The organism is Luteibacter yeojuensis (genome assembly GCF_000964085.1).
Lineage (GTDB): Bacteria > Pseudomonadota > Gammaproteobacteria > Xanthomonadales > Rhodanobacteraceae > Luteibacter > Luteibacter yeojuensis_A.
In genome coordinates, this window is sequence record NZ_JZRB01000014.1 from 186,747 (window position 1) to 206,548 (window position 19,802).

Below are 19,802 nucleotides of genomic sequence, written 5' to 3' on the forward strand. Positions count from 1 at the left end.
CGCGCCGCCGGATACGTAAGCGTTTTCAGACTATTCGTATTGCTTTCGGGGTGCGCCCCGCATCGGCCCTCGGCCTGCCGGTGTTATGTCAGAATCTCGCCGCCGGCACGTCAGGGGTTTCGTGCAGGCTATCTCCGGGGCCAACCGCCAAGAACCGCCTCCGCCTCCGGGTGGGGGCCGGCGCGCGTGCCCACCCCACACGTCAAAGGATCGGAACGGAACATGGATCTCCTGCGCTTCCTCGCGATGCTCCCGGTGCGCCTCGTGCGCGGCCTGGGCTGGCTGCTCGCCTTCCTGCTGCGGCCCATCTTCGGCAACGTGGCCTGGTCGGCCCCGGCCTGGGTACCGGCCACGGGCCGGGCCGCCCGCCAGCACCCCCTGAAGTTCACCGGCACCGTCGCCGGGGTGCTCGCGCTGGCGGCCGCCGGCTGGTTCGGCTGGCATTGGTGGGAGAACCGGCCCAGGGCGGTCGAACCGAACCGCGTCACCTTCGAGGTGCGCGCACCGGCGGTCACCGATTACTCGGGCACCACCGCGGAGATCCACCCGCTGGTCATCCAGTTCTCGGCATCGGCCGCGCGCATCGAGGCCCTGGGCAAGCCAGTCACCGACGGCATCGCCATGGACCCGCGCCTGGGCGGCCAGTGGAAGTGGACCGACGACCGCACGCTGGTCTTCACCCCCGCCGCCGACTGGCCGGTGGGCCGCAAGGTCGATATCCGCTTCGACAAGGCCAGGGTGTTCGCGCCGCAGATCCTGCTGGCCGACGACCACGCCACGTTCGAGACCGCCCCCTTCACCGCCCGCGTGGTCAACGGCGAGTTCTACCAGGATCCACAAGACCCCACCCGCAAGAAGACCATCATCCAGCTGGCCTTCAACTACCCGGTCGATGCCGCCGAACTCGAGAAGCGGATCGCGCTCGACCTGCGCGACCACGACCAGAAGCACGGCAGCGAGCTCAAGTTCAGCGTCACGTACGACGAGCACCGCCTCAACGCGTTCGTCCATTCCATGCCGCTGCAGCTGCCGCGTGACGATGGCTCGGTGGGCATGAAGCTGGCCGATGGCGTCCGCAGCAGCCGCGGGGGCGACGGCACGGAAAAGGCGATGGAAACCTCGGTGCGCGTGCCGGGCCTCTACAGCCTGAAGATCGACGACATGCAGGCCACGCTGGTGGATAACGCCCGCTTCGAACCGGAGCAGGTGGTCACCATGACGTTCGGCGGCGCCGTCAGCGACACCGAACTGGGCAAGCGCATCCACGCCTGGGTCGTGCCCAAGGATGCGAAGCACTACGGCGCCAGCGATATCAGCGAAGCCGACCTGCGCACGTTCAACGCCATCAAGCCCGAGGTGGTCCCCACCGAGAACGACTGGTCGGAAACGCAGAGCTTCCGCTTCCATGCCCAGCCGGGCGACCGCTTGTACGTACGCATCGACAAGGGCATGACATCGTTCGGCGGCTACGTGATGCCGAAGGCCTACACCGAGATGCTCACGGTGCCGGATTACCCGCGCCTGCTGCGCTTCATGTCGGAGGGCTCGCTGCTGTCGCTCTCGGGCGACCGCCGCGTCTCCATCGTGTCGCGCAACATGCCGGGCCTGCGCGTCCAGGTGGGCCGCGTGCTGCCCGACCAGCTCCAGCACCTGGTCTCGCTCAACAACGGTACGTTCGCCAAGCCGGAGATGTACGGCGTCAGCATGGACGACATCGCCGAGCGTTTCACCAAGACGATCCCCATCAACGACGAGGGCCCGGGCAAGGCACATTACGAGGGCTTCGACCTGGGCCAGTACCTGGCCGCCGGCAAGCGCGGCGTGTTCCTGCTCAAGCTCACCGGCTACGACCCGGCGCGCGAGAAGGAGATGCGCGAGAACGCGACGAAGGCGGCACGCGAAGCCGCGCAACGCGAGGCCGGCGAAGACGCCGACGCCGCGGCGGAAGAGGCCGGCAAGCGCTTCGATCAGGGCAATGGCTACACCCCGTACGACTGGCCGAAGGATGAGCGCCTCGTGGTCATCACCGACCTCGGCGTCATCGCCAAGAAATCGGCCGACGGCAGCCAGGACGTCTTCGTGCAGGGCATCCACGGCGGCCAGCCGGCGGCGGGTGCCTCGGTATCGGTCATCGCCAAGAACGGCACCACGCTGCTCACGCAGGCCACGGGTGCCGATGGCCGCGCGCACTTCGCCAGCCTGGCCGGCTTCACGCAGGACAAGGAACCGGCGATGTTCGTGGTGCGCCTGGGCGACGACCTGTCGTTCCTGCCCGTGCGCGCGTACGATCGCCAGCTCGATTTCTCGCGCTTCGACGTGGGCGGCGACGTGAACCCGCGCAGCCAGGGCCGCCTCGCCGGCTACCTGTTCTCCGACCGCGGCATCTACCGCCCGGGCGACCAGTTCCACATCGGCCTTATCGTCCGCGCCAGCAGCTGGACGCGCAGCGTCACCGGCATCCCCCTGGTGGCGCAGATCGTCGACCCGCGCGGCACCACGGTGCGCCAGCAGCCCGTGTCGATGGACCAGGCCGGTTTCGCCGAACTCGACTACACCACGGCGGAAACCTCGCCCACCGGCAACTGGACGGTGAACCTGTATATCGCCAAGGACGGCAAGCCGTATTCGCAGATCGGCGACACCACGGTGCAAGTGAAGGAGTTCCAGCCCGATCGCATGAAGGTATCGGCGAAGCTGTCGTCGGCGGTCACCGAGGGCTGGGTCAAGCCGACGCAGCTGAAGGCCCTGGTCGATGTGCAAAACCTGTTCGGCACGCCGGCGGAAGGCCGTCGCGTCGAGGGCTCGCTGACGCTGCGCCCGGCGTTCCCCTCGTTCCCCAGCTTCAAGGATTACCACTTCTACGATATCCGCCGTGCCAAGGACGGGTTCGAGGAAAAGCTGGCCGACCAGAAGTCGGACGCGAAGGGCCATGCGGAATTCGCGCTGGACCTGTCGCGCTACGCCGACGCCACCTACCAGCTCTACTTCCTGGCCAAGGCCTACGAGGCGGAAGGGGGCCGCAGCGTCGCCGCCGCCACGCAGGGCATGGTGTCGTCGAACGACTGGCTGGTGGGCTACCGCGCGCCGGATAACCTCGACTACGTGAGCCGCGACGCCGAGCGCAAGGTCAACCTCGTCGCCATCAACCCCGGGGCGAAGCGCATCGACCTGGCCGGCCTCAAGCAGGCCATCGTCGAGACGCGCTACGTGTCGGTGCTGACCAAGCAGGATTCGGGTGTCTACAAATACGAATCCAAGGCGCGCGAGACCACGCTCTCCGAAACCCCGTTGACCATCCCTGCGGCGGGCCTCGACGTGGCGCTGCCCACGAACAAGCCGGGCAACTTCGCCCTCGTGGTGAAGAACGGCGAGGGCAAGGAAGTGAACCGCGTGGCATGGTCGGTGGCAGGCGAGGGCAATGTATCGCGCTCGCTCGAGCGCAACGCCGAGCTGCAGCTTTCGTTGTCGAAGAAGGACTACGCCCCGGGCGAGGCGGTGGATATCGCCATCCGCGCGCCGTACGCCGGTAGCGGCCTCATCACCATCGAGCGCGACAAGGTGTACGCGCACGCGTGGTTCCACGCCGACACCACCAGTTCGGTACAGCACATCACCGTGCCGGCGGATTTCGAAGGCAACGGCTACATCAACGTGCAGTACGTGCGTGATCCGTCCTCCGACGAGATCTTCATGAGCCCGCTGTCGTTCGGCGTGGTGCCGTTCTCGGTGAACATGGATGCACGCCGCGCGGGCATCACCGTGCAGACGCCGGCACTGGTGAAACCGGGCGACGACCTCACCTTCCACGTCACCTCGGGCGCGCCGACGCGGGCGGTGGTGTTCGCCGTGGACGAGGGCATCCTGCAGGTGGCGCGCTACAAGCTGGGCGACCCCCTGGAATACTTCTTCCGCAAGCGCATGCTCGAGGTCTCCACGTCGCAGATCCTCGACCTCATCATCCCCGACTTCAAGAAGCTCACCGCGCTGGCGGCCCCGGGCGGCGACGCGGAAGGGGCCATCGGGCGCCAGCTCAATCCGTTCCGCCGCAAGCAGGATAAACCGGTGGCGTTCTGGTCGGGCATCGTCGACGTGGATGGCGCGAAGGACATCACCTGGAAGGTGCCCGACTACTTCAACGGCAAGCTGCGCGTCATGGCCGTTGCCGTCTCGCCCGAGCGCGTGGGCACGTTCGAAGGCGCCACCACGGTGCGCGGCGATTTCGTGCTTTCGCCCAACGTACCGACGACCCTGGCGCCGGGTGACGAGGCCGAAGTGAGCGTGGGCGTCGCCAACAACCTCACGGGACTCGGCGGCAAGACCGTGCCGGTGTCGGTGGCACTGAAGGTCGGCCCGCAGCTACAGGTGGTCGGCGATGCCACCAAGACCCTGGAGTTGGGCGAGATGCGCGAAGGCGCGGCCATCTTCCGCGTCCGCGCCACCGACAAGCTTGGTTCGGGCCACCTCGCGTTCAGCGCGGGCGCCAACGGCAAGACGGCGAAGCAGGGCGTGGATCTGTCGGTGCGCCCGGCATCGGCCATGCGCACCGAACTGGCCTTTGGCCATGTCGATGCGCACACCCGCGCGGACGTGGCGAACCTGCGCGACATGCACGATGAGTACGCACGTCGCGACGCGTCGTTCTCCACCGTGCCGGTGGTGCTGGCGCGTGGCCTCGCCGCGTACCTCGTGGACTTTCCGCACTACTGCACCGAGCAGGTGATTAGCGCGGCCATGCCTGCGCTCATCCTTGGCAAGCGGCCGGAGTTTGGCGACGTGAAGCCCGCCCGCATGCAGGGCGATGCGCCGGCACCCGCCGACCCGGTGGCCGCGCTGTTCGATACGCTGCGTGCCCGCCAGAACGGGCAGGGCGGTTTCGGCCTGTGGACGGCGACGCCGGATACCCACGTGTTCGCCACCGACTACGCCGTGCACTACCTCATCGAGGCGAGCGACCGCGGCGTGGCCGTGCCGCGCGACATGCTCGATGCGGCGAACAAGGCGCTGCGCCAGCTGGCGCAGGACGATAGCGGCGATAGCCTCACCGAGATGCGCCAGCGGGCGTATGCGATCTACCTGCTGACGCGCCAGGGCGTGGTCACCACCAACGACCTCGCCTCGGTGCAGCGCCGCCTGCAGGAGGCGTACGCCACGACCTGGAAGAACGACCTGGCCGCGGCCTGGGTGGCTGCCTCGTACAAGTTGCTGCACCAGGACAAGGTGGCGAACGAGCTCATGGCGGGCCCGCGCAAGCTGCTGACCCGCAAGCCGGCGGACGAGGCGTACACGTACGCGGACTACTACGACACGCCCATCCGCGACGCCACCACGCTGTACCTGCTGGCGAAGCACTTCCCCGAGCTGGCGAAGGACCTGCCGCCGACGATCGTGGAGACGCTCGTGCGGCCGCTGGGCAAGGGCCACTACAACACCCTGTCGTCGGGCATGGTGATCCTTGCCCTCGATGCCTGGGCGAAGGAGGGCGGCGCGGTCGTCGACAAGTTGCAGATCGGTTCGGTGGCGAAGGATGGCACGGTGACCCAGGTGGGCCAGCCGCAGGGCGTTGTGCTGGGCGCCCGCTACCCCGCCGCCGCGCAGCGCCTGCGCTTCGTCAACGACGCCGACCTGACGGCGTGGTACGCGGTGAGCCAGGCCGGCTTCGATCGCGTGCCGTCGACGCAGACACGCAAGGATGGCCTCGAGATCACCCGCAGCTATACCGATACCAAGGGCAACGCCATCACCAAGGTGGCCGTGGGCGACGAGGTGGACGTGCACGTGCGCATCCGAGCGACCCGCGCCGATGGCGTCGACAACATCGCCATCACCGATCTCTTGCCCGGCGGTTTCGAGCCGGTGCTCGATACCGCGCCGCCGACGTCACCGGATGACCAGGCCGCCGCGCCGTCGTCGGATGAATCCACGACCGACGCGGACGGTGATGGCACCGAGGCGATGGACGGCAGCGAGGACAGCGAGGGCGGCGACGGCGGCGAGAGCGGCGACGATGCGACGCCGGCCTGGCGTTCGCCCATCGGCGACCCGGCATCCACGTGGAAGCCGGAATACGCCGACGTGCGCGAGGACCGCGTGGTGGTGTACGGCTACGCCTCCACCGACGTGCAGGAGTTCATCTACCGCATCAAGGCCACCAACGCCGGCACCTTCGTGATCCCGCCGGCCCAGGTCGAGTCGCTGTACGACCGTGGCACGCAGGCCACCGCGCCGGGCAACGGCAAGCTGGTGGTGGAGTCCAGGCCCTGACGTGAAGCGGTGGTTCGCCCGCGTCCGCTGGCCGCGCTGGCACAACGCCCTGGTGGCGTTGTTGCTGGTCGCGGCCGTGCCGGTGGCCGTGCGCCTTTGGCCGCACGAGCCGCTGCGCGCGTGGCTGCCCTCGTCCACGGCTGTGTATGACGACCACGGCCAGCTGTTGCGGCTTACGCTGGCCAGCGACGACCGCTACCGCCTGTGGGTGCCGCTGGAAGACATCTCCCCCGCGCTGGTCGATGGCGTGCTGCTGCACGAGGACCGCTGGTTCCGCTGGCACCCCGGCGTCTCGGCCTGGGGCCTGCTACGTGGCGCGTGGGTCACCTATGTACGCCACGGCAACCCGCAGGGTGGGTCGACGATCACCATGCAGCTGGCCCGCCTGCTGTGGCACCTCGATACCCGCAGCCCGGGGGGCAAGCTCATCCAGGCGGCCCGCGCGGTGCAGCTCGAGCTGCAGTACTCCAAGCACGACATCCTCGAGGCCTACCTCAACGCGGCGCCCTATGGCCGCAACGTGGAAGGCGTGGGCGCGGCCAGCCTCGCGTACTTCGGCAAGCCGCCATCGCGCCTGAGCCTGCCGGAAGCACTGACACTGGCGGTGATACCGCAGGAGCCCGCGCGCGGCGTGCCCGGCAACGCCAACGGCACCGGGGTCATCGACACGGCCCTGAAAGCCTCGCGCGGCCGCCTCTACGCGCGCTGGGTGGGCAGGCACCCGGGCGACGCGGCGCAACGGCCGCTGTTCGACTTGCCGTTGCGGCTGCGCCCGCTCTCGCGCCTGCCCTTCGAGGCGCCGCATTTCGTCGAACAGGTGCTGGCCGCGCGCCGCCTCGATGGCGACGACGAGATGCGCGTGAAAACCACGCTCGACCTGGGCCTGCAGCACAGCCTCGAGCGCCAGGTGAAGCAATACATCGCGCATGCCGGCGAGCGTGGCATCCGCAACGCCGCCGCCCTGCTCATCGATACGCGCGACATGGGGGTCAAGGCGATGGTGGGCTCGGCCGATTACTTCGACCCGTCGATCTTCGGCCAGGTGAACGGCACGCAGGCGAAGCGCTCGCCGGGTTCCACGCTGAAGCCCTTCATCTACGCGCTGGGCTTCGACCAGGGCATCCTGCACCCCGAGACCGTGCTGCGCGACGTGCCCTCGGCCTTTGGCCCGTACACGCCGGAGAACTTCGACGGCCGGTTCCTCGGGCCCGTGACGGCGACGCAGGCGCTGGTACGCAGCCGCAACATCCCCGCGGTGCAAGTGGCGGCGAAACTCGGCAACCCCAACCTTTACCAGTTCCTGCGCGACGCGGGCGTCTCGCGCATGCAGACCGAGCAGCACTACGGCCTTGCGCTGGTGCTCGGTGGTGGCGAAGTGACGATGCAGGAGCTGGGCGGCCTCTACGCGATGCTCGCCAACCGCGGCGAACTCCGCCCCCTGCGCATGCTCGCGGCGCAACCCCAGGCAAAGGGCACGCGCCTGCTCAGCGACGAAGCCAGCTTCATGGTCATGGATATGCTGCGGCAGAACCCGCGGCCCGACGATGCCGTGGCGGCGCAGCCGTCGCGCCTGCCCATCTACTGGAAGACCGGCACGTCGTGGGGGTTCCGCGACGCGTGGACGGCAGGTGCCTTCGGGCCGTACGTGCTGGTGGTGTGGATCGGCAACTTCGACAGCACCGGCAACCCCGCCTTCATCGGCGTGGATGCGGCCGCGCCGCTGTTCTTCCGCATCGCCGACGCGCTGAAGGCCGAGCGCCCCGGCCTTGCCGAGCCTATCCGGCGCAACCCGGCCAACCTGCGCCGCGTGCCGATCTGCCTGGCCAGCGGCGACCTGCCCAACGCGTGGTGCCCGCAGGTGGGCAGCACCTGGTTCATCCCCGGCAAGTCGCCGATCAGGGTCAGCACGGTGCACCGCCCTGTCGTCGTCGACAACCGCAGCGGCAAGCCCGCGTGCCCGCCCTATGACCCGGAAGCGACGCACACCGAGGTCTACGAGTACTGGCCCTCGGACCTGGCCCGCGTCTTCGCCCAGGCCGGCATGCCACGGCGCACGCCGCCCCCGCTTCCCGATTGCCAGGGGGGCGGCCAGCCGCCGGGCGACCCACCGCGCATCACGTCGCCACTGAAGGGCAGCACCTACCAGCTGCGCGTATCGCGCATCGGCTCGGAAAAAATCGGCTTCACCGCCACCACCGATGCCAGCGCCCGCAAGCTCTACTGGTTCGTCGACGATGCGTACATCGGCAGCGTGCCGGCGGGGCACATCCTCATGTGGGTGCCCGAACGCACCGGCCGTTTCCTCGTCCGCGTGGTGGACGACCGCGGCGCCACCGATAGCCGGGAACTGGGCATCGGCGCGGTGCAGTAAGAACCTGTGGGTAATTTCGGCACGCACCGTTCAGATGCACCGCCGCGTCGTCGATAAAGGGCGCGACAAGGCTACACACCGGAGCAGGCCCCATGCCTTCCAGGATCACCACCCGCCTCCGTGCCCTCCTGGGCATGGAGTGCTCGGATGTGCGCGGCAAGATGGACGCGCTCAATCGCACGCAGGCCGTCATCGAGTTCGCGCTCGACGGCACCATCCTTTCCGCCAACCAGAACTTCCTGGACACCACCGGCTACGCGTTGCGCGACATCGTCGGGAGGCACCACCGCCTGTTCATGGACCCGGCCGAAGCCGCCACGCCCGGCTACGCGGCATTCTGGCAGCGCCTCGGGGCCGGCGAGCCCGACGTGGGCCTGTACCGCCGGCTCGGCGCGGGTGGCCGCGAGATCTGGATCCAGGCCAGCTACAACCCCGTGCTCGATCGCCGCGGCCGCCCGGTGCGCGTGGTGAAGTTCGCCACCGATGTCACCGCGCAACGCCTGCGCGCCGCCGACATGGAGGGCCGCCTCGCCGCCATCGACAAGGCACAGGCCGTGATCAGCTTCACGCTCGATGGCCACGTGCTCGAGGCCAACGACAATTTCCTCGCCACCATGGGCTATGCGCGCAAGGAGGTGATCGGCCAGCACCACCGCATGTTCGTCGACCGCACCGAGCGCGAAGGCGCCGAGTACCACGCATTCTGGGAGAAACTGGGCCGTGGCGAGTACGACTCCGGCCTGTACCACCGCGTGGACCGCCATGGCCGCGAAGTGTGGATCCAGGGCAGCTACAACCCCATCTTCGACATGGCGGGCCGCCCCTTCAAGGTGGTGAAGTACGCCACCGACGTCACCTGCCAGACACGCGCCGCGCGCACGCTGCACGCCTCGCTGTCCGAGCTGGCCGATACCGTGCCGGCCATCGCCGAGCAAGCCCGTGCCACCAACGCGCTGGCCTGCCAGGCCAGCCGCTCGGCCGCCGATGGCGGCGCCATGGTCGATGCCGTCATCGCCACCATGGGCGCCATCCAGGATGGCGCGCGCGATATCGCCGAGATCGTCAGCCTCATCGACTCCATCGCCTTCCAGACCAACATCCTCGCGCTCAACGCCTCCATCGAGGCGGCACGCTCGGGCGTGCATGGCAAGGGCTTCGCGGTGGTGGCACAGGAGGTGCGCATGTTGTCGCAGCGCAGCGCGGATTCCGCGAAGGATATCCGCCACCTCATCGAGAACACGATGGAGCGCGTCCGCGAGGGCAGCGAGCGCAGCGGCGAAGCGGGCGAAGCCATGCGCACCATCCTCGGCTCGGTCACCACGCTGCTCGACCGGGTCTCCGACGTGGCCCAGGCCACCAACACACAGGCCGGCGGCATCGATTCCGTCCGCCGCGCGGTGGCCGAACTGGCGTAACGCGGCCGGTGTATCGTGGGCCCTCCTTGCCCGGAGGGTCCCGCCCATGCCCAGCACCATCATCCCTGGCCTGCGCTACCGCGACGCGCACGCGGCCATCCGCTTCCTTTGCGATGCCTTCGGCTTCAGCGAACACGCGGTGCATACCGACGAAACCAACCCCACCATCGTGCTGCACGCCCAGCTCACCTACGGCGGCGGCATGGTCATGCTCGGCTCCGTGCGCCAGGAGGCCGGCTTCGCCGACCACATCGTGCAGCCGGACCAGGTGGGCGGGCGCGAAACGCAATGCCCCTACGTGGTGGTGGACGACCTGAAGGCCCATTACGCCAACGCCAGGGCGCACGGCGCCACCATCATCGACGAGTACGAGGAAAAGCCTTATGGCGGCGCGGGGTACTCCGCGCGCGACCTGGAGGGGCGCCTGTGGTACTTCGGCAGTTACGACCCCTGGGCGAAAGCCGATTAGGCCCAGCGACGCCCGTGCTCGGCCATGTAGAGGCGGATCTCATCCTCGGCGATCGTGGCCAGGGCGCGCAGGCCCTCTTTCTGCGTGGCATCGAGCTGGCGCGGTTCGCTGTCGATGACGCACAACGTGCCGAGGGCGAGGCCATCGGGGCTGCGTAGCGGGCAGCCCGCGTAGAACACGATGTGGTCGTGGCCCGTCACCAGCGGGTTATCGCGGAAGCGATCGTCCTTGCGCGCATCCTCGACGAGGAGGATATCGTCGTCGAGGATGGCATGGCCGCAGAACGCCCACTCGCGCGGCGTCTCGGTCAGCCGCGTGCCGCGGTGCGATTTGAAGAACTGGCGGCGCGAGGTAAGCAGCGTGATCAGCGACACCGGCGTGCCCGCGATAAGCGCCGCCAGCCACGTGATGCGGTCGAACGTCGGCTCGGGCGGCGTATCGAGCAGGCCGGTGCGGCCCACGGCACGCAGGCGCGCTGGCTCGTCATCCGGCACCGGGTAGTTCGGCGAGCGTTCGGCGCGAAGTTCCGGCGACATGGCCGCGACCGGGTCGGCCGCCAGCGCCGTGCGCTCCTCCAGCAGGGCCAGGACCGCGCTGCGGCGCATGCGGCGGTGGCCACCGGGTGTTTTCCACGATGCCAGGGCGCCGCTTTCGATCCACTTCTGGGCCGTGCTGACAGAGATGCCCAGCAGGCGCGCGGCGTCGCGGGTCGTCAGGGTGGGGTCATCGATATGGCTGGTGGCGTTCGGCTGGGTCAAGGCGGTGTACAAGCTGATTGGAAAGTAAACGCAAGCAAATAGCAGTTCGACGCTACCACAGCAGAGGTCGCGATTTCCTTGGCCGTCCTTATGCTTTTCGGTGCCCAGCCACCAATCTTTATAGGCCATCGGTCACGGTAACGCGCCGCGGGCACCGGCTCTGGTATATGGACGGCTGTTCATCCAAAGCCTTTGGAGCCTGCCCATGACCTCATTCGCCACCTATCCCAGCCTTGTCGACCGCACGGTGATCGTCACTGGCGGCGCCAGTGGTATTGGGGAAGCGTTCGTCACCCATTTCGCCGAACAGGGCGCGAAAGTGGGGTTTTTCGACATCAACCAGGACGCGGGGCAGGCGCTGGTCGCCCGGCTGGACGCCGCACGGCACCGCCCGGTGTTCGTCCCCTGCGACCTCACCGACATCGATGCCCTGCGCGGTGCCATCGACCAGGTGCGCGGCGCGCTGGGCCCGGTGGGGGTGCTGGTGAACAATGCCGCCAACGATGCCCGGCACGCGTTCGAGGAGACCACGCCCGAGGCATTCAACCAGAGCCTGGCCACCAATTTGCGCCACCAGTACTTCGCGACCCAAGCCATTTTGCCGGATATGCGCAGCTTGGGCGGCGGCTCCGTCATCTGCATGGGGTCCACGGGCTGGATGATCCGCAACGCTGGCTACCCGATGTACGCCACCGCGAAGGCCGCCATCCAGGGCTTCGTCTATGGCATGGCCCGGGAACTGGGCCGCGACCGCATCCGCATCAACTGCCTCGTCCCCGGCTGGGTCATCACCGAAAAGCAGCGCGAACTGTGGCTCGACGAGGAGGGCGAGGCCGAGATCGAACGCGTGCAGTGCATGCCGGGCCACCTCATGCCGGAGGATCTTGCGCGCGCCGCCCTGTTCCTTGCGGCGGATGACAGCCGCATGTGCACGGGCCAGAACTGGCTCGTCGACGGCGGCTGGGCCTGAATCGCAGCCGCGCGCATCACGGGCAAGGCACGCGGCATGGACAACTTGAATACATAACGCGGCATCCAATGCCGGGGTCCCTCTGCTTTGCAGGAATACCCCCATGGATGTAAGCGTCAAGAAACAGGTCGAAGCCGCCCACCCCAAGGCGGCCATCGTCACCACGTGTATCCTCGCCGCGCTGGCCGGCCTCATGTTCGGGCTCGATATCGGCGTCATCTCGGGTGCGCAGCAGTTCATCCAGAAGGATTTCGGCGCCACCGACAGCATGATCGAGTGGGTGGTGAGCGTCATGACGATCGGCGCCGCCATCGGTGCGCTGGCCGCCGGCTGGACCTCGGCCGCGCTGGGCCGCAAGCGCTCGCTGCTGATCGGCGCCGTGCTGTTCATCGGTGGCTCGCTGTTCTGCGCCATGGCCTGGAACGCCGAGAGCCTGATCGCCGCCCGCCTGGTGCTCGGCCTTGCCATCGGCATCGCGACCTTCACCGCGCCGCTGTACCTCGCCGAAGTGGCCCCGGAGCGTATCCGTGGCGCCATGATCTCGACCTACCAGCTGATGATCACCATCGGCATCCTGCTCGCCTTCCTGTCCGATACGGCATTCAGCAGCACGGGCAACTGGCGCTGGATGCTCGGCATCATCGCGGTGCCAGGCGCGCTGTTCATGGTCGGCCTGTTCTTCCTGCCCGATAGCCCGCGCTGGTTGCTGCTGCGCGGCCGCCGCGAAGATGCGCAGATCGTGCTGGCCAAGCTTCGTGGCGACGAGCAGGTGGTGGCCAAGGAAATCGCCGACATCGAGGATTCGCTGAAAACCAAGCAGCACGGCTGGAGCATGTTCCGCGAGAACCCCAACTTCCGCCGCTCGGTGGGCCTGGGCATGCTGCTGCAGGCCATGCAGCAGTTCACCGGCATGAACGTGGTGATGTATTACGCGCCGCGCATCTTCCAGGAAATGGGCTACGACACGAAGGCACAGATGTGGTTCACCGCCGCCGTGGGCCTCACCAACGTGCTGGCCACGCTGATCGCGTTCGCCCTGGTCGATCGCCTTGGCCGCAAGCCCATCCTGTATGCCGGCTTCACCATGATGGCCGTGGGCCTGGGCGTCGTGGGCACGATGATGGGCATGGGCATCCACAGCCACGGCGAGCAGATCTTCACCGTGGGCATGCTGCTGTTCTTCATCGTCGGCTTCGCCATGTCGGCCGGCCCGTTGATCTGGACCCTGTGCTCGGAGGTGCAGCCGCTGAAAGGCCGTGACTTCGGTATCGCTGCGTCCACCTGCATGAACTGGGCTACCAACTTCGTGGTGGCCGTGACCTTCCTGAGCCTGCTCTCGGGCATTGGCAATGCGCAGACGTTCTGGCTCTACGCGGTGCTCAATGCCGTCTTCATCGTCCTCACCGCCTGGCTGGTGCCGGAGACCAAGGGCGTGACGCTGGAGCAGATCGAGCGGAACCTGATGAGCGGCAAGCCGCTGCGGAAGATCGGCAGCTGAGCCGCCGCATCGCGGTAGTGCGGAAGGCCCGGGCATCGTCCCGGGCCTTTTTTTCGCCCGGCAGTTGCCTCGGCAGGGCCGCCAAGGCGATGATCGGCGGCACGCCACGGTGGGGGAGCCGACGAGCATGTCAAACGCGCAGGAAACGCAACTGGAACGGCTGACGTTCTTCTCGGACGCCGTGTTCGCCATCGCCATCACGCTGCTGGTCATCGAGATCCACGTACCCCACCCCGAGGGCGCCGGTGACATGGCCTGGCTGCAGGCGCTCGCCGACCTGCTGCCCCACTTCCTGGGGTACATCCTCAGCTTCATCGTCGTGGGTGCGCTATGGGCCGCCCACCATCGCGTCTTTGGCGCGCTGAGCGGCTACGCGCCGTCACTGGTATGGCGCAACCTGGTGCTGCTGATGTCGGTCGCGTTCATGCCGTTCTCGTCGGCGCTGATGAGCACGCATGCAACGGAGCGCGTGCCCGAGATGTTCTATTCCATGAACCTGTTCGTGGCCGGGCTGCTGCAATGGCGGCTGTTTCGCGGTGCCCTGCGCGCGCCTTACCTGCGCGAGGGCGTGACCGACGACGAAGTGGCCATGCTGCGCCGGCGCACGCTGGCCCTGCCGCTGATGTCGGTGTGCTCGTTCGTGCTCGCGTTCTGGATCCCCGGGCCGAGCAACCTGCCCCTTGTATTGATGCCGCTGGTGGTGGCGTGGTTCGCCAAGGGCGGCTTCCGTCGGCGTAGCACGATTCCGCCTGCCGAGGCGTGAGAAAACAGGACACAAATCAGTTTCTCCGTCCCGCCGTTTCCCGGCACAAAAAGTCAGATTTTTGAGGAAACTTCCATATCCCTCTGTAGGGGTAATCCGACACACTTTCTCCAGCGCTCGCGTAGTCGGGCCCGGCACGTGCCGCGCGGGGTGACCCGTGTCACCCCAATTGCCGGCGGCCCAATAGTGGGCCGTTGAACTACGACCTAGAGAAAGGTTAACTGGATGAACCTCAAGCTTATGACCACCGCCCTGCTCGTCGCAGGCCTTGCCGCCCCGGCTGTTTTCGCGGAAACCGGCACCATCACCTTCACCGGCAAGATCACCAACGTGACCTGCTCGGTCGACGGCAACGATACCGGTGGCCCGAACTTCACCGTGAACCTGGGCCAGGTCAGCGCCGGCGACTTCAAAGACGTCGGCGATACCGTCGGCCAGACAGGCTTCAAGCTCACGATCGGCGGTGAGCCGAGCTGCACCAATGGCACGAAGGTGTGGGCCGCGTTCGACGCGGACGGCGCCACGGTCAACCCCGACACCGGCCTGGTGCGCGTGACCGAGGGCACCGCGAAGGGTGTTGATATCCGTCTGTTCACCGAGGACGGCAAGAAGATCAACGCGTGGCTCAACGACAACATCGTGAAGAAGACCGTGGAGAACAACGTCGCCACGATCTATCACGCCGCGGCATTCGAACGTACCGCCAACATCACCGCGGGTGATGCGACGGGCCGCGTGAAGTACACGGTGAACTTCGAAGCACCGTAATCGAGCAAGGAGTCGACCGCCGGCGCGCCGGCGGTCGATCCGCAAAGGACGCCCATGATTCGCCCCTTCATCCTGTGCGCGGCAATTGCCGCCGCCATCGTCGTGCCCATGGCAACGGCAAGCGCAAGCGTGGTCATGAACGCCACGCGTTACGTCTATCCCGCTGCGGCGAGTGAGATCACGGTAAAGGTCTCCAATGTCGGCAAGGTGCCTGCGCTCATGCAGGCATGGATCGACGACGGCGACGCAAAGGCAACGCCTGAAACGGTCAACGTGCCCTTCAACCTTACGCCGCCCATCGCGCGCATCGAGGCGGGCAAGGCGCAGACGCTGCGCATCAGCTTCACGGGCGGCGACTTGCCCACGGACCGCGAGAGCGTGTTCTGGCTGAATGTGCTCGAGGTGCCGCCGAAGCCCGCGGAAGGGACGGCCAACAGCCACCTGCAGCTGGCACTGCGCTACCGCATGAAGCTGTTCTACCGCCCGTCCACGTTGAAGGGGGCGGCAGAGTCGGCGCCAGCCAACCTGGCGTGGTCGCGGGATGGCACCGGCCTTGTGGTGCGAAATGACAGCGATTTCCACGTCGCGGTGAATGCGCTGACGGTGAAGGCCGCCCGCGCCGACGTGGAACTCGAGCCCTTCTCAATCGATGCCCACGCATCGCGTTCCGTACCGGCAGGCGATACCGCACTGCCATCGGATGCCACCACGATCCACTTCCAGACGATCAATGACTACGGCGGTTTCGTCGAGCACGACGCAAAGCTGGTTCCCTGACCGTTCCGTACCCGATCTAAGCCCATGCCAAACTCCCTCTCGCTTCGTCGACGCGACCGCGTCGGCCCGCCCGTGCGCCAGCCCCTGGCCTTCGCTTTCGCGATGGCATCGGGCGCCAGTGCTCACGCGGCAGTCGACCCCGTGGATCCGCTCGGCCCGCAGGCCGCCTTCAGCAGCGATTTCCTGCACGTGGCCGCGCCGGTCGACCTATCCCGCTTTGAACGCGGCAACATCGTCCTGGCCGGCACCTACCATCCGCAGGTGCGCGTCAACCAGCAGCCGGTACCCGGCATGGGCGAGGTGGTGTTTCGGCAGGTGGCGAACAGCGAAAGCGCAGCGCCCTGTTTTACCCAGGACATGCTCGTGCGGTTCGGCGTGGATATCGCCAAGGTCGCCACGCTGGCGGCGACGGACGCGGCCATACGCCCGTTTGGCAGCGAGGCCATCTGCGGTGGCCTCCAGGCCTACCTGCCCGGCGCCGTCGTGGATTTCGATGACGGCGAGCAGTTGCTGAATGTCTCGATACCGCAGGCCTTCATGCGTGCGCATGCGCGTGGCTATGTGGCGCCCGAGCTGTGGGACGAAGGCGAGCAGGCCTTCATGCTCAACTACAACGCCAGCAGCTACCAGGTACGCCGCGATGGCGAGCGGAGCAACGCGGCGTACCTGAACTTGCGGGCCGGCCTGAATGCGGGTGGCTGGCGCGTGCGCCACGCTGGCACGTGGAGCATCGCCAACCACCGCCAGCGTTGGGTGAATACCCAGACCTACGCGCAGCACGACATCACCGATGCCCGCGCACAGCTGACGTTGGGTGATGCGTATACCAGCGGCGATATCCTCGATAGCGTGCGGCTGCGCGGTGTGACACTCGCCAGCGATCCACGCATGCTGCCCGCATCGCAGCGTGGCTACGCACCCGTGGTACGGGGCGTGGCCGAGACAAACGCGCAGGTGACGATCCGGCAGAATGGCTACGTCATCCACAGCACCACGGTCGCGCCCGGCGCGTTCGAGATTGCCGACCTCTACCCCACGGGCTATGGCAGCGATCTTGTCGTGACTATCACGGAGGCCGACGGACGGGAGCGGACGCTGTCCGTGCCGTTCACCGCCGTGCCGCAGATGCTGCGCGAAGGCGCCAGCCAGTTCACCATCAGCGCGGGCCAGGTCGCGGAGCAGAGTGTCCGCGAAACCCCGTTCGTGTTCCAGGCATCGCTGCAGCGGGGCATCAACACCCATACCACGCTTTACGCGGGCACGACGGCCTCGAACAGCTACTGGTCGGGCCTCGCAGGCGGTGCCGTGAACTTTCCGTTCGGCGCGCTGGCACTCGACATCACCGCGTCGCGGGCGGCCTTCCGCAACGACAGGTTGCGCCGTGGCGTGAGCACTCGCCTGCGCTACAACCGAACCCTCGCGGGCCCCGGCACAAACCTCGCCGTGGCGGCCTATCGGTTCTCCACGCGCGACTACCTTGGGGTGGTTGACGCGGCGCGGTGGCGCGCCGACCTCAACCACCAGGCGGCCAACCCGCGGCCTGGCGGCGAACGTAGCCGCTTCGACGCCACGGTGTCGCAGCGCGTGGGGGAGGGCCAGCTCAGCGTCACGGGTTCCCTGGTCAACTACTGGGAGCGCCGCGCGCGCGGTGTGAACTATTCGGTCGGCTACGGCAGCACGTGGCGCACGCTCAGCTACAACGTCTCCATGCAGCGCTCGCGGCTGGGCGACGTGCTTGGCGGCGCCAACGAACATCGCCAGCAAGGCGCCACGGACACGACGCTCTACGTATCGCTCTCTGTTCCGCTAGGGCGCACACCCACCTCGCCGACGCTATCGTCGACCTACAACCGGGCTACGCACGGCGGCAGCGCGCTGGCCGCATCGCTCGGTGGCGTGCTCGACGCCGAGGCGAACCTGTCATACAACCTCACCGCGAATCGGTCGGAAGACGACGGCCGCGGCGCGGCGAACGGTGGCGCCAGCCTGGCGTGGCGCGCGCCGGCGGGGCAGTTCCGTGGCAGCGTTGGCCATGCAAGCAACGGCACCTCCCAATATGCCCTCTCGGCAGCGGGCGCCGTCGTCGGTCATCGCCACGGCATCACGTTTGCCCAGGAGCTGGGCGAGACGAACGCGATCCTGCACGCACCCGGTGCGGCGGGGGCGCGCGTCGAGTCGGCGGGCGGCGTAAGCCTGGACCGCCATGGGAATGCCGTAGTGCGCGGGCTCATGCCGTATCAACTGAACCAGGTCGGTATCGACCCGCGCGGTGCGTCGCACGATGTCCAGCTGGCGACCACCTCACACGCCGTGGCCCCCCGTGCGGGTGCCTTCGTGGGTATCGAATACGCCACCACCGTGGCCCGGGCGCTCCTTATCCAGGCCGCGCGACCCGACGGGCAGCCGTTGCCCTTCGGCGCCACGGTCACTGACAGCCGCGGCCAGGCCGTGGGTGTGGTGGGCCAGGGCGGCAAGATCTTCACACGTGGCGTCGAGGGCGGCGAACGCATTCAGGTGAGCTGGGGCGATGGCAGTGACGCGCAATGCCATATCGCCATCCCGGCAGACCTGGGTGCCTTGCCGTTGCACGGCCTGCACCACGCCACCCACGCAACGTGCGTGGACGGCACCCCGCTTGCCTCGCTACACGAGGTGCACTGACCGCAACACCCCACGGGCACGACGTACGGGACGCGGAGACGACCGTTTTTCTTTAGAGCACTAGCGGGCGGCGGTCATGAGGGCCGTCGCCGGCACGGGTACGACACCAGTCAACATGGAACAGGGACACTTCGGCGGCCCCGCGGCCGTCATCCGGGAGCGCGCACGCGAGAAATTGCTGCGCGACCTCGGCGACGTATTCCTTGAGGCGTTCAACGACCCCAAGACCGTCGAAATCATGCTCAACGCCGACAGCCGCCTCTGGCAGGAGCGGTTGGGCGAGGGCATGCGTTGCATCGGCACCATGCGGCCCAGCCAGTCCGAGGCCATCATCAAGACCACGGCGGGCTACTACGGCAAGGAGATCACCCGCGCCAACCCGGTGCTGGAGTCGGAGTTCCCCCTGGATGGCTCGCGCTTCGCCGCGCAGCTGCCGCCGGTCGTCAGCGGGCCCACTTTTGCGCTCCGCAAGAAGGCCATCGCCATCTTCAGCCTGGCCGACTATGTTTCGGGCGGGATGATGACCCCTGCGCAACGCGACGTGCTCATGGATGCCATCCGCCGGCACAGGAACATCCTGGTCATCGGCGGCACGGGCTCGGGCAAGACGACGCTGATCAACGCGATCATCCGCGAGATGGTGGAACTCGACGAGCGCGAGCGCGTCTTCATCATCGAGGACACCGGCGAGATCCAGTGCGCCGCGCAGAACTTCGTCCAGTACCGCACCTCGTTCGAGGTGGGCATGACCCAGCTGCTGCGCACCACGCTGCGCATGCGCCCCGATCGCATCCTCGTCGGCGAAGTACGCGGCCCGGAAGCGCTCGACCTGCTCATGGCCTGGAACACCGGCCACGAAGGTGGCGCCGCCACCCTCCACGCCAACGATGCACGCGCCGGGCTCTCGCGCCTGGCGATGCTCATCAGCATGCACCGCGATGCGCCGCGGCCCATCGAGCCGTTGATCGGGGAATCCGTTCACCTGCTCGTCCACATCTCGCGCACCCCCAGCGGCCGTCGCGTCCAGGAAATCGTAGCCGTCGAGGGTTATGAGGATGGGCGTTATGTGTTGCGGGATCTTTGAACCAGAC

Annotated in this window: 11 protein-coding genes and 2 pseudogenes; 12 read left to right on the forward strand and 1 reads right to left on the reverse strand. The window is 67.5% G+C overall.

Annotated features, from left to right (window positions below):
* Nucleotides 1-222 precede the first annotated feature (222 nt).
* From VI08_RS07425 to VI08_RS07440, 5 genes and pseudogenes are all read left to right on the forward strand, one after another.
* Entirely contained in the window at nt 223-6,261 is a 6,039-nt protein-coding gene (locus VI08_RS07425; protein WP_045828901.1) for an alpha-2-macroglobulin family protein, read from the forward strand.
* 1 nt (nt 6,262) lies between these two features.
* A complete protein-coding gene (gene pbpC, locus VI08_RS07430; RefSeq protein ID WP_045828902.1) occupies nt 6,263-8,632 on the forward strand; it encodes a penicillin-binding protein 1C in 2,370 nt (789 codons plus the stop codon).
* Between the two features lie 134 nt (nt 8,633-8,766).
* Nucleotides 8,767-9,495 (forward strand): annotated as a pseudogene (locus VI08_RS22495) (PAS domain-containing protein); the annotation flags it as partial.
* Nucleotides 9,496-9,597: 102 nt separating this feature from the next.
* Nucleotides 9,598-10,047 (forward strand): annotated as a pseudogene (locus VI08_RS22500) (methyl-accepting chemotaxis protein); the annotation flags it as partial.
* A 46-nt stretch (nt 10,048-10,093) separates the two neighbouring features.
* On the forward strand, nt 10,094-10,516 hold the full coding sequence (locus tag VI08_RS07440; RefSeq protein ID WP_045828904.1) for a VOC family protein: 423 nt from the start codon (nt 10,094-10,096) through the stop codon (nt 10,514-10,516).
* On the opposite strand, the gene VI08_RS07445 is transcribed toward VI08_RS07440, so the two are convergent.
* Nucleotides 10,513-11,274: a helix-turn-helix domain-containing protein gene (locus tag VI08_RS07445; protein ID WP_045828905.1), complete on the reverse strand. Its 762-nt coding sequence runs from the start codon at nt 11,272-11,274 to the stop codon at nt 10,513-10,515. The two genes, VI08_RS07440 and VI08_RS07445, sit on opposite strands and share 4 nt — an antisense overlap.
* Nucleotides 11,275-11,479: 205 nt before the next feature.
* Here VI08_RS07445 and VI08_RS07450 point away from each other — a divergent pair, with 205 nt between their 5' ends.
* The 7 genes from VI08_RS07450 to trbB all read left to right on the forward strand — a co-directional run bounded on the left by VI08_RS07450 (nt 11,480) and on the right by trbB (nt 19,795).
* Nucleotides 11,480-12,244: an SDR family NAD(P)-dependent oxidoreductase gene (locus tag VI08_RS07450; RefSeq protein WP_045828906.1), complete on the forward strand. Its 765-nt coding sequence runs from the start codon at nt 11,480-11,482 to the stop codon at nt 12,242-12,244.
* Between the two features lie 103 nt (nt 12,245-12,347).
* Nucleotides 12,348-13,742, forward strand: a complete 1,395-nt coding sequence (locus VI08_RS07455; protein WP_045828907.1) for a sugar porter family MFS transporter — start codon at nt 12,348-12,350, stop codon at nt 13,740-13,742.
* Between the two features lie 127 nt (nt 13,743-13,869).
* Nucleotides 13,870-14,505 carry a TMEM175 family protein gene (locus VI08_RS20790; RefSeq protein ID WP_052697753.1) on the forward strand — a complete coding sequence of 212 codons (636 nt, stop codon included), beginning with the start codon at nt 13,870-13,872 and terminating at the stop codon, nt 14,503-14,505.
* 225 nt (nt 14,506-14,730) lie between these two features.
* Nucleotides 14,731-15,273, forward strand: a complete 543-nt coding sequence (locus VI08_RS07465; protein WP_052697754.1) for a fimbrial protein — start codon at nt 14,731-14,733, stop codon at nt 15,271-15,273.
* A gap of 54 nt (nt 15,274-15,327) precedes the next feature.
* Nucleotides 15,328-16,050, forward strand: coding sequence for a fimbrial biogenesis chaperone (locus VI08_RS07470; RefSeq protein ID WP_052697755.1), 723 nt, complete (start codon nt 15,328-15,330; stop codon nt 16,048-16,050).
* A 24-nt stretch (nt 16,051-16,074) separates the two neighbouring features.
* Nucleotides 16,075-18,711, forward strand: a complete 2,637-nt coding sequence (locus VI08_RS07475; protein WP_084621354.1) for a fimbria/pilus outer membrane usher protein — start codon at nt 16,075-16,077, stop codon at nt 18,709-18,711.
* A gap of 115 nt (nt 18,712-18,826) precedes the next feature.
* Nucleotides 18,827-19,795: a P-type conjugative transfer ATPase TrbB gene (gene trbB, locus VI08_RS07480; RefSeq protein WP_045828909.1), complete on the forward strand. Its 969-nt coding sequence runs from the start codon at nt 18,827-18,829 to the stop codon at nt 19,793-19,795.
* Nucleotides 19,796-19,802 lie beyond the last annotated feature (7 nt).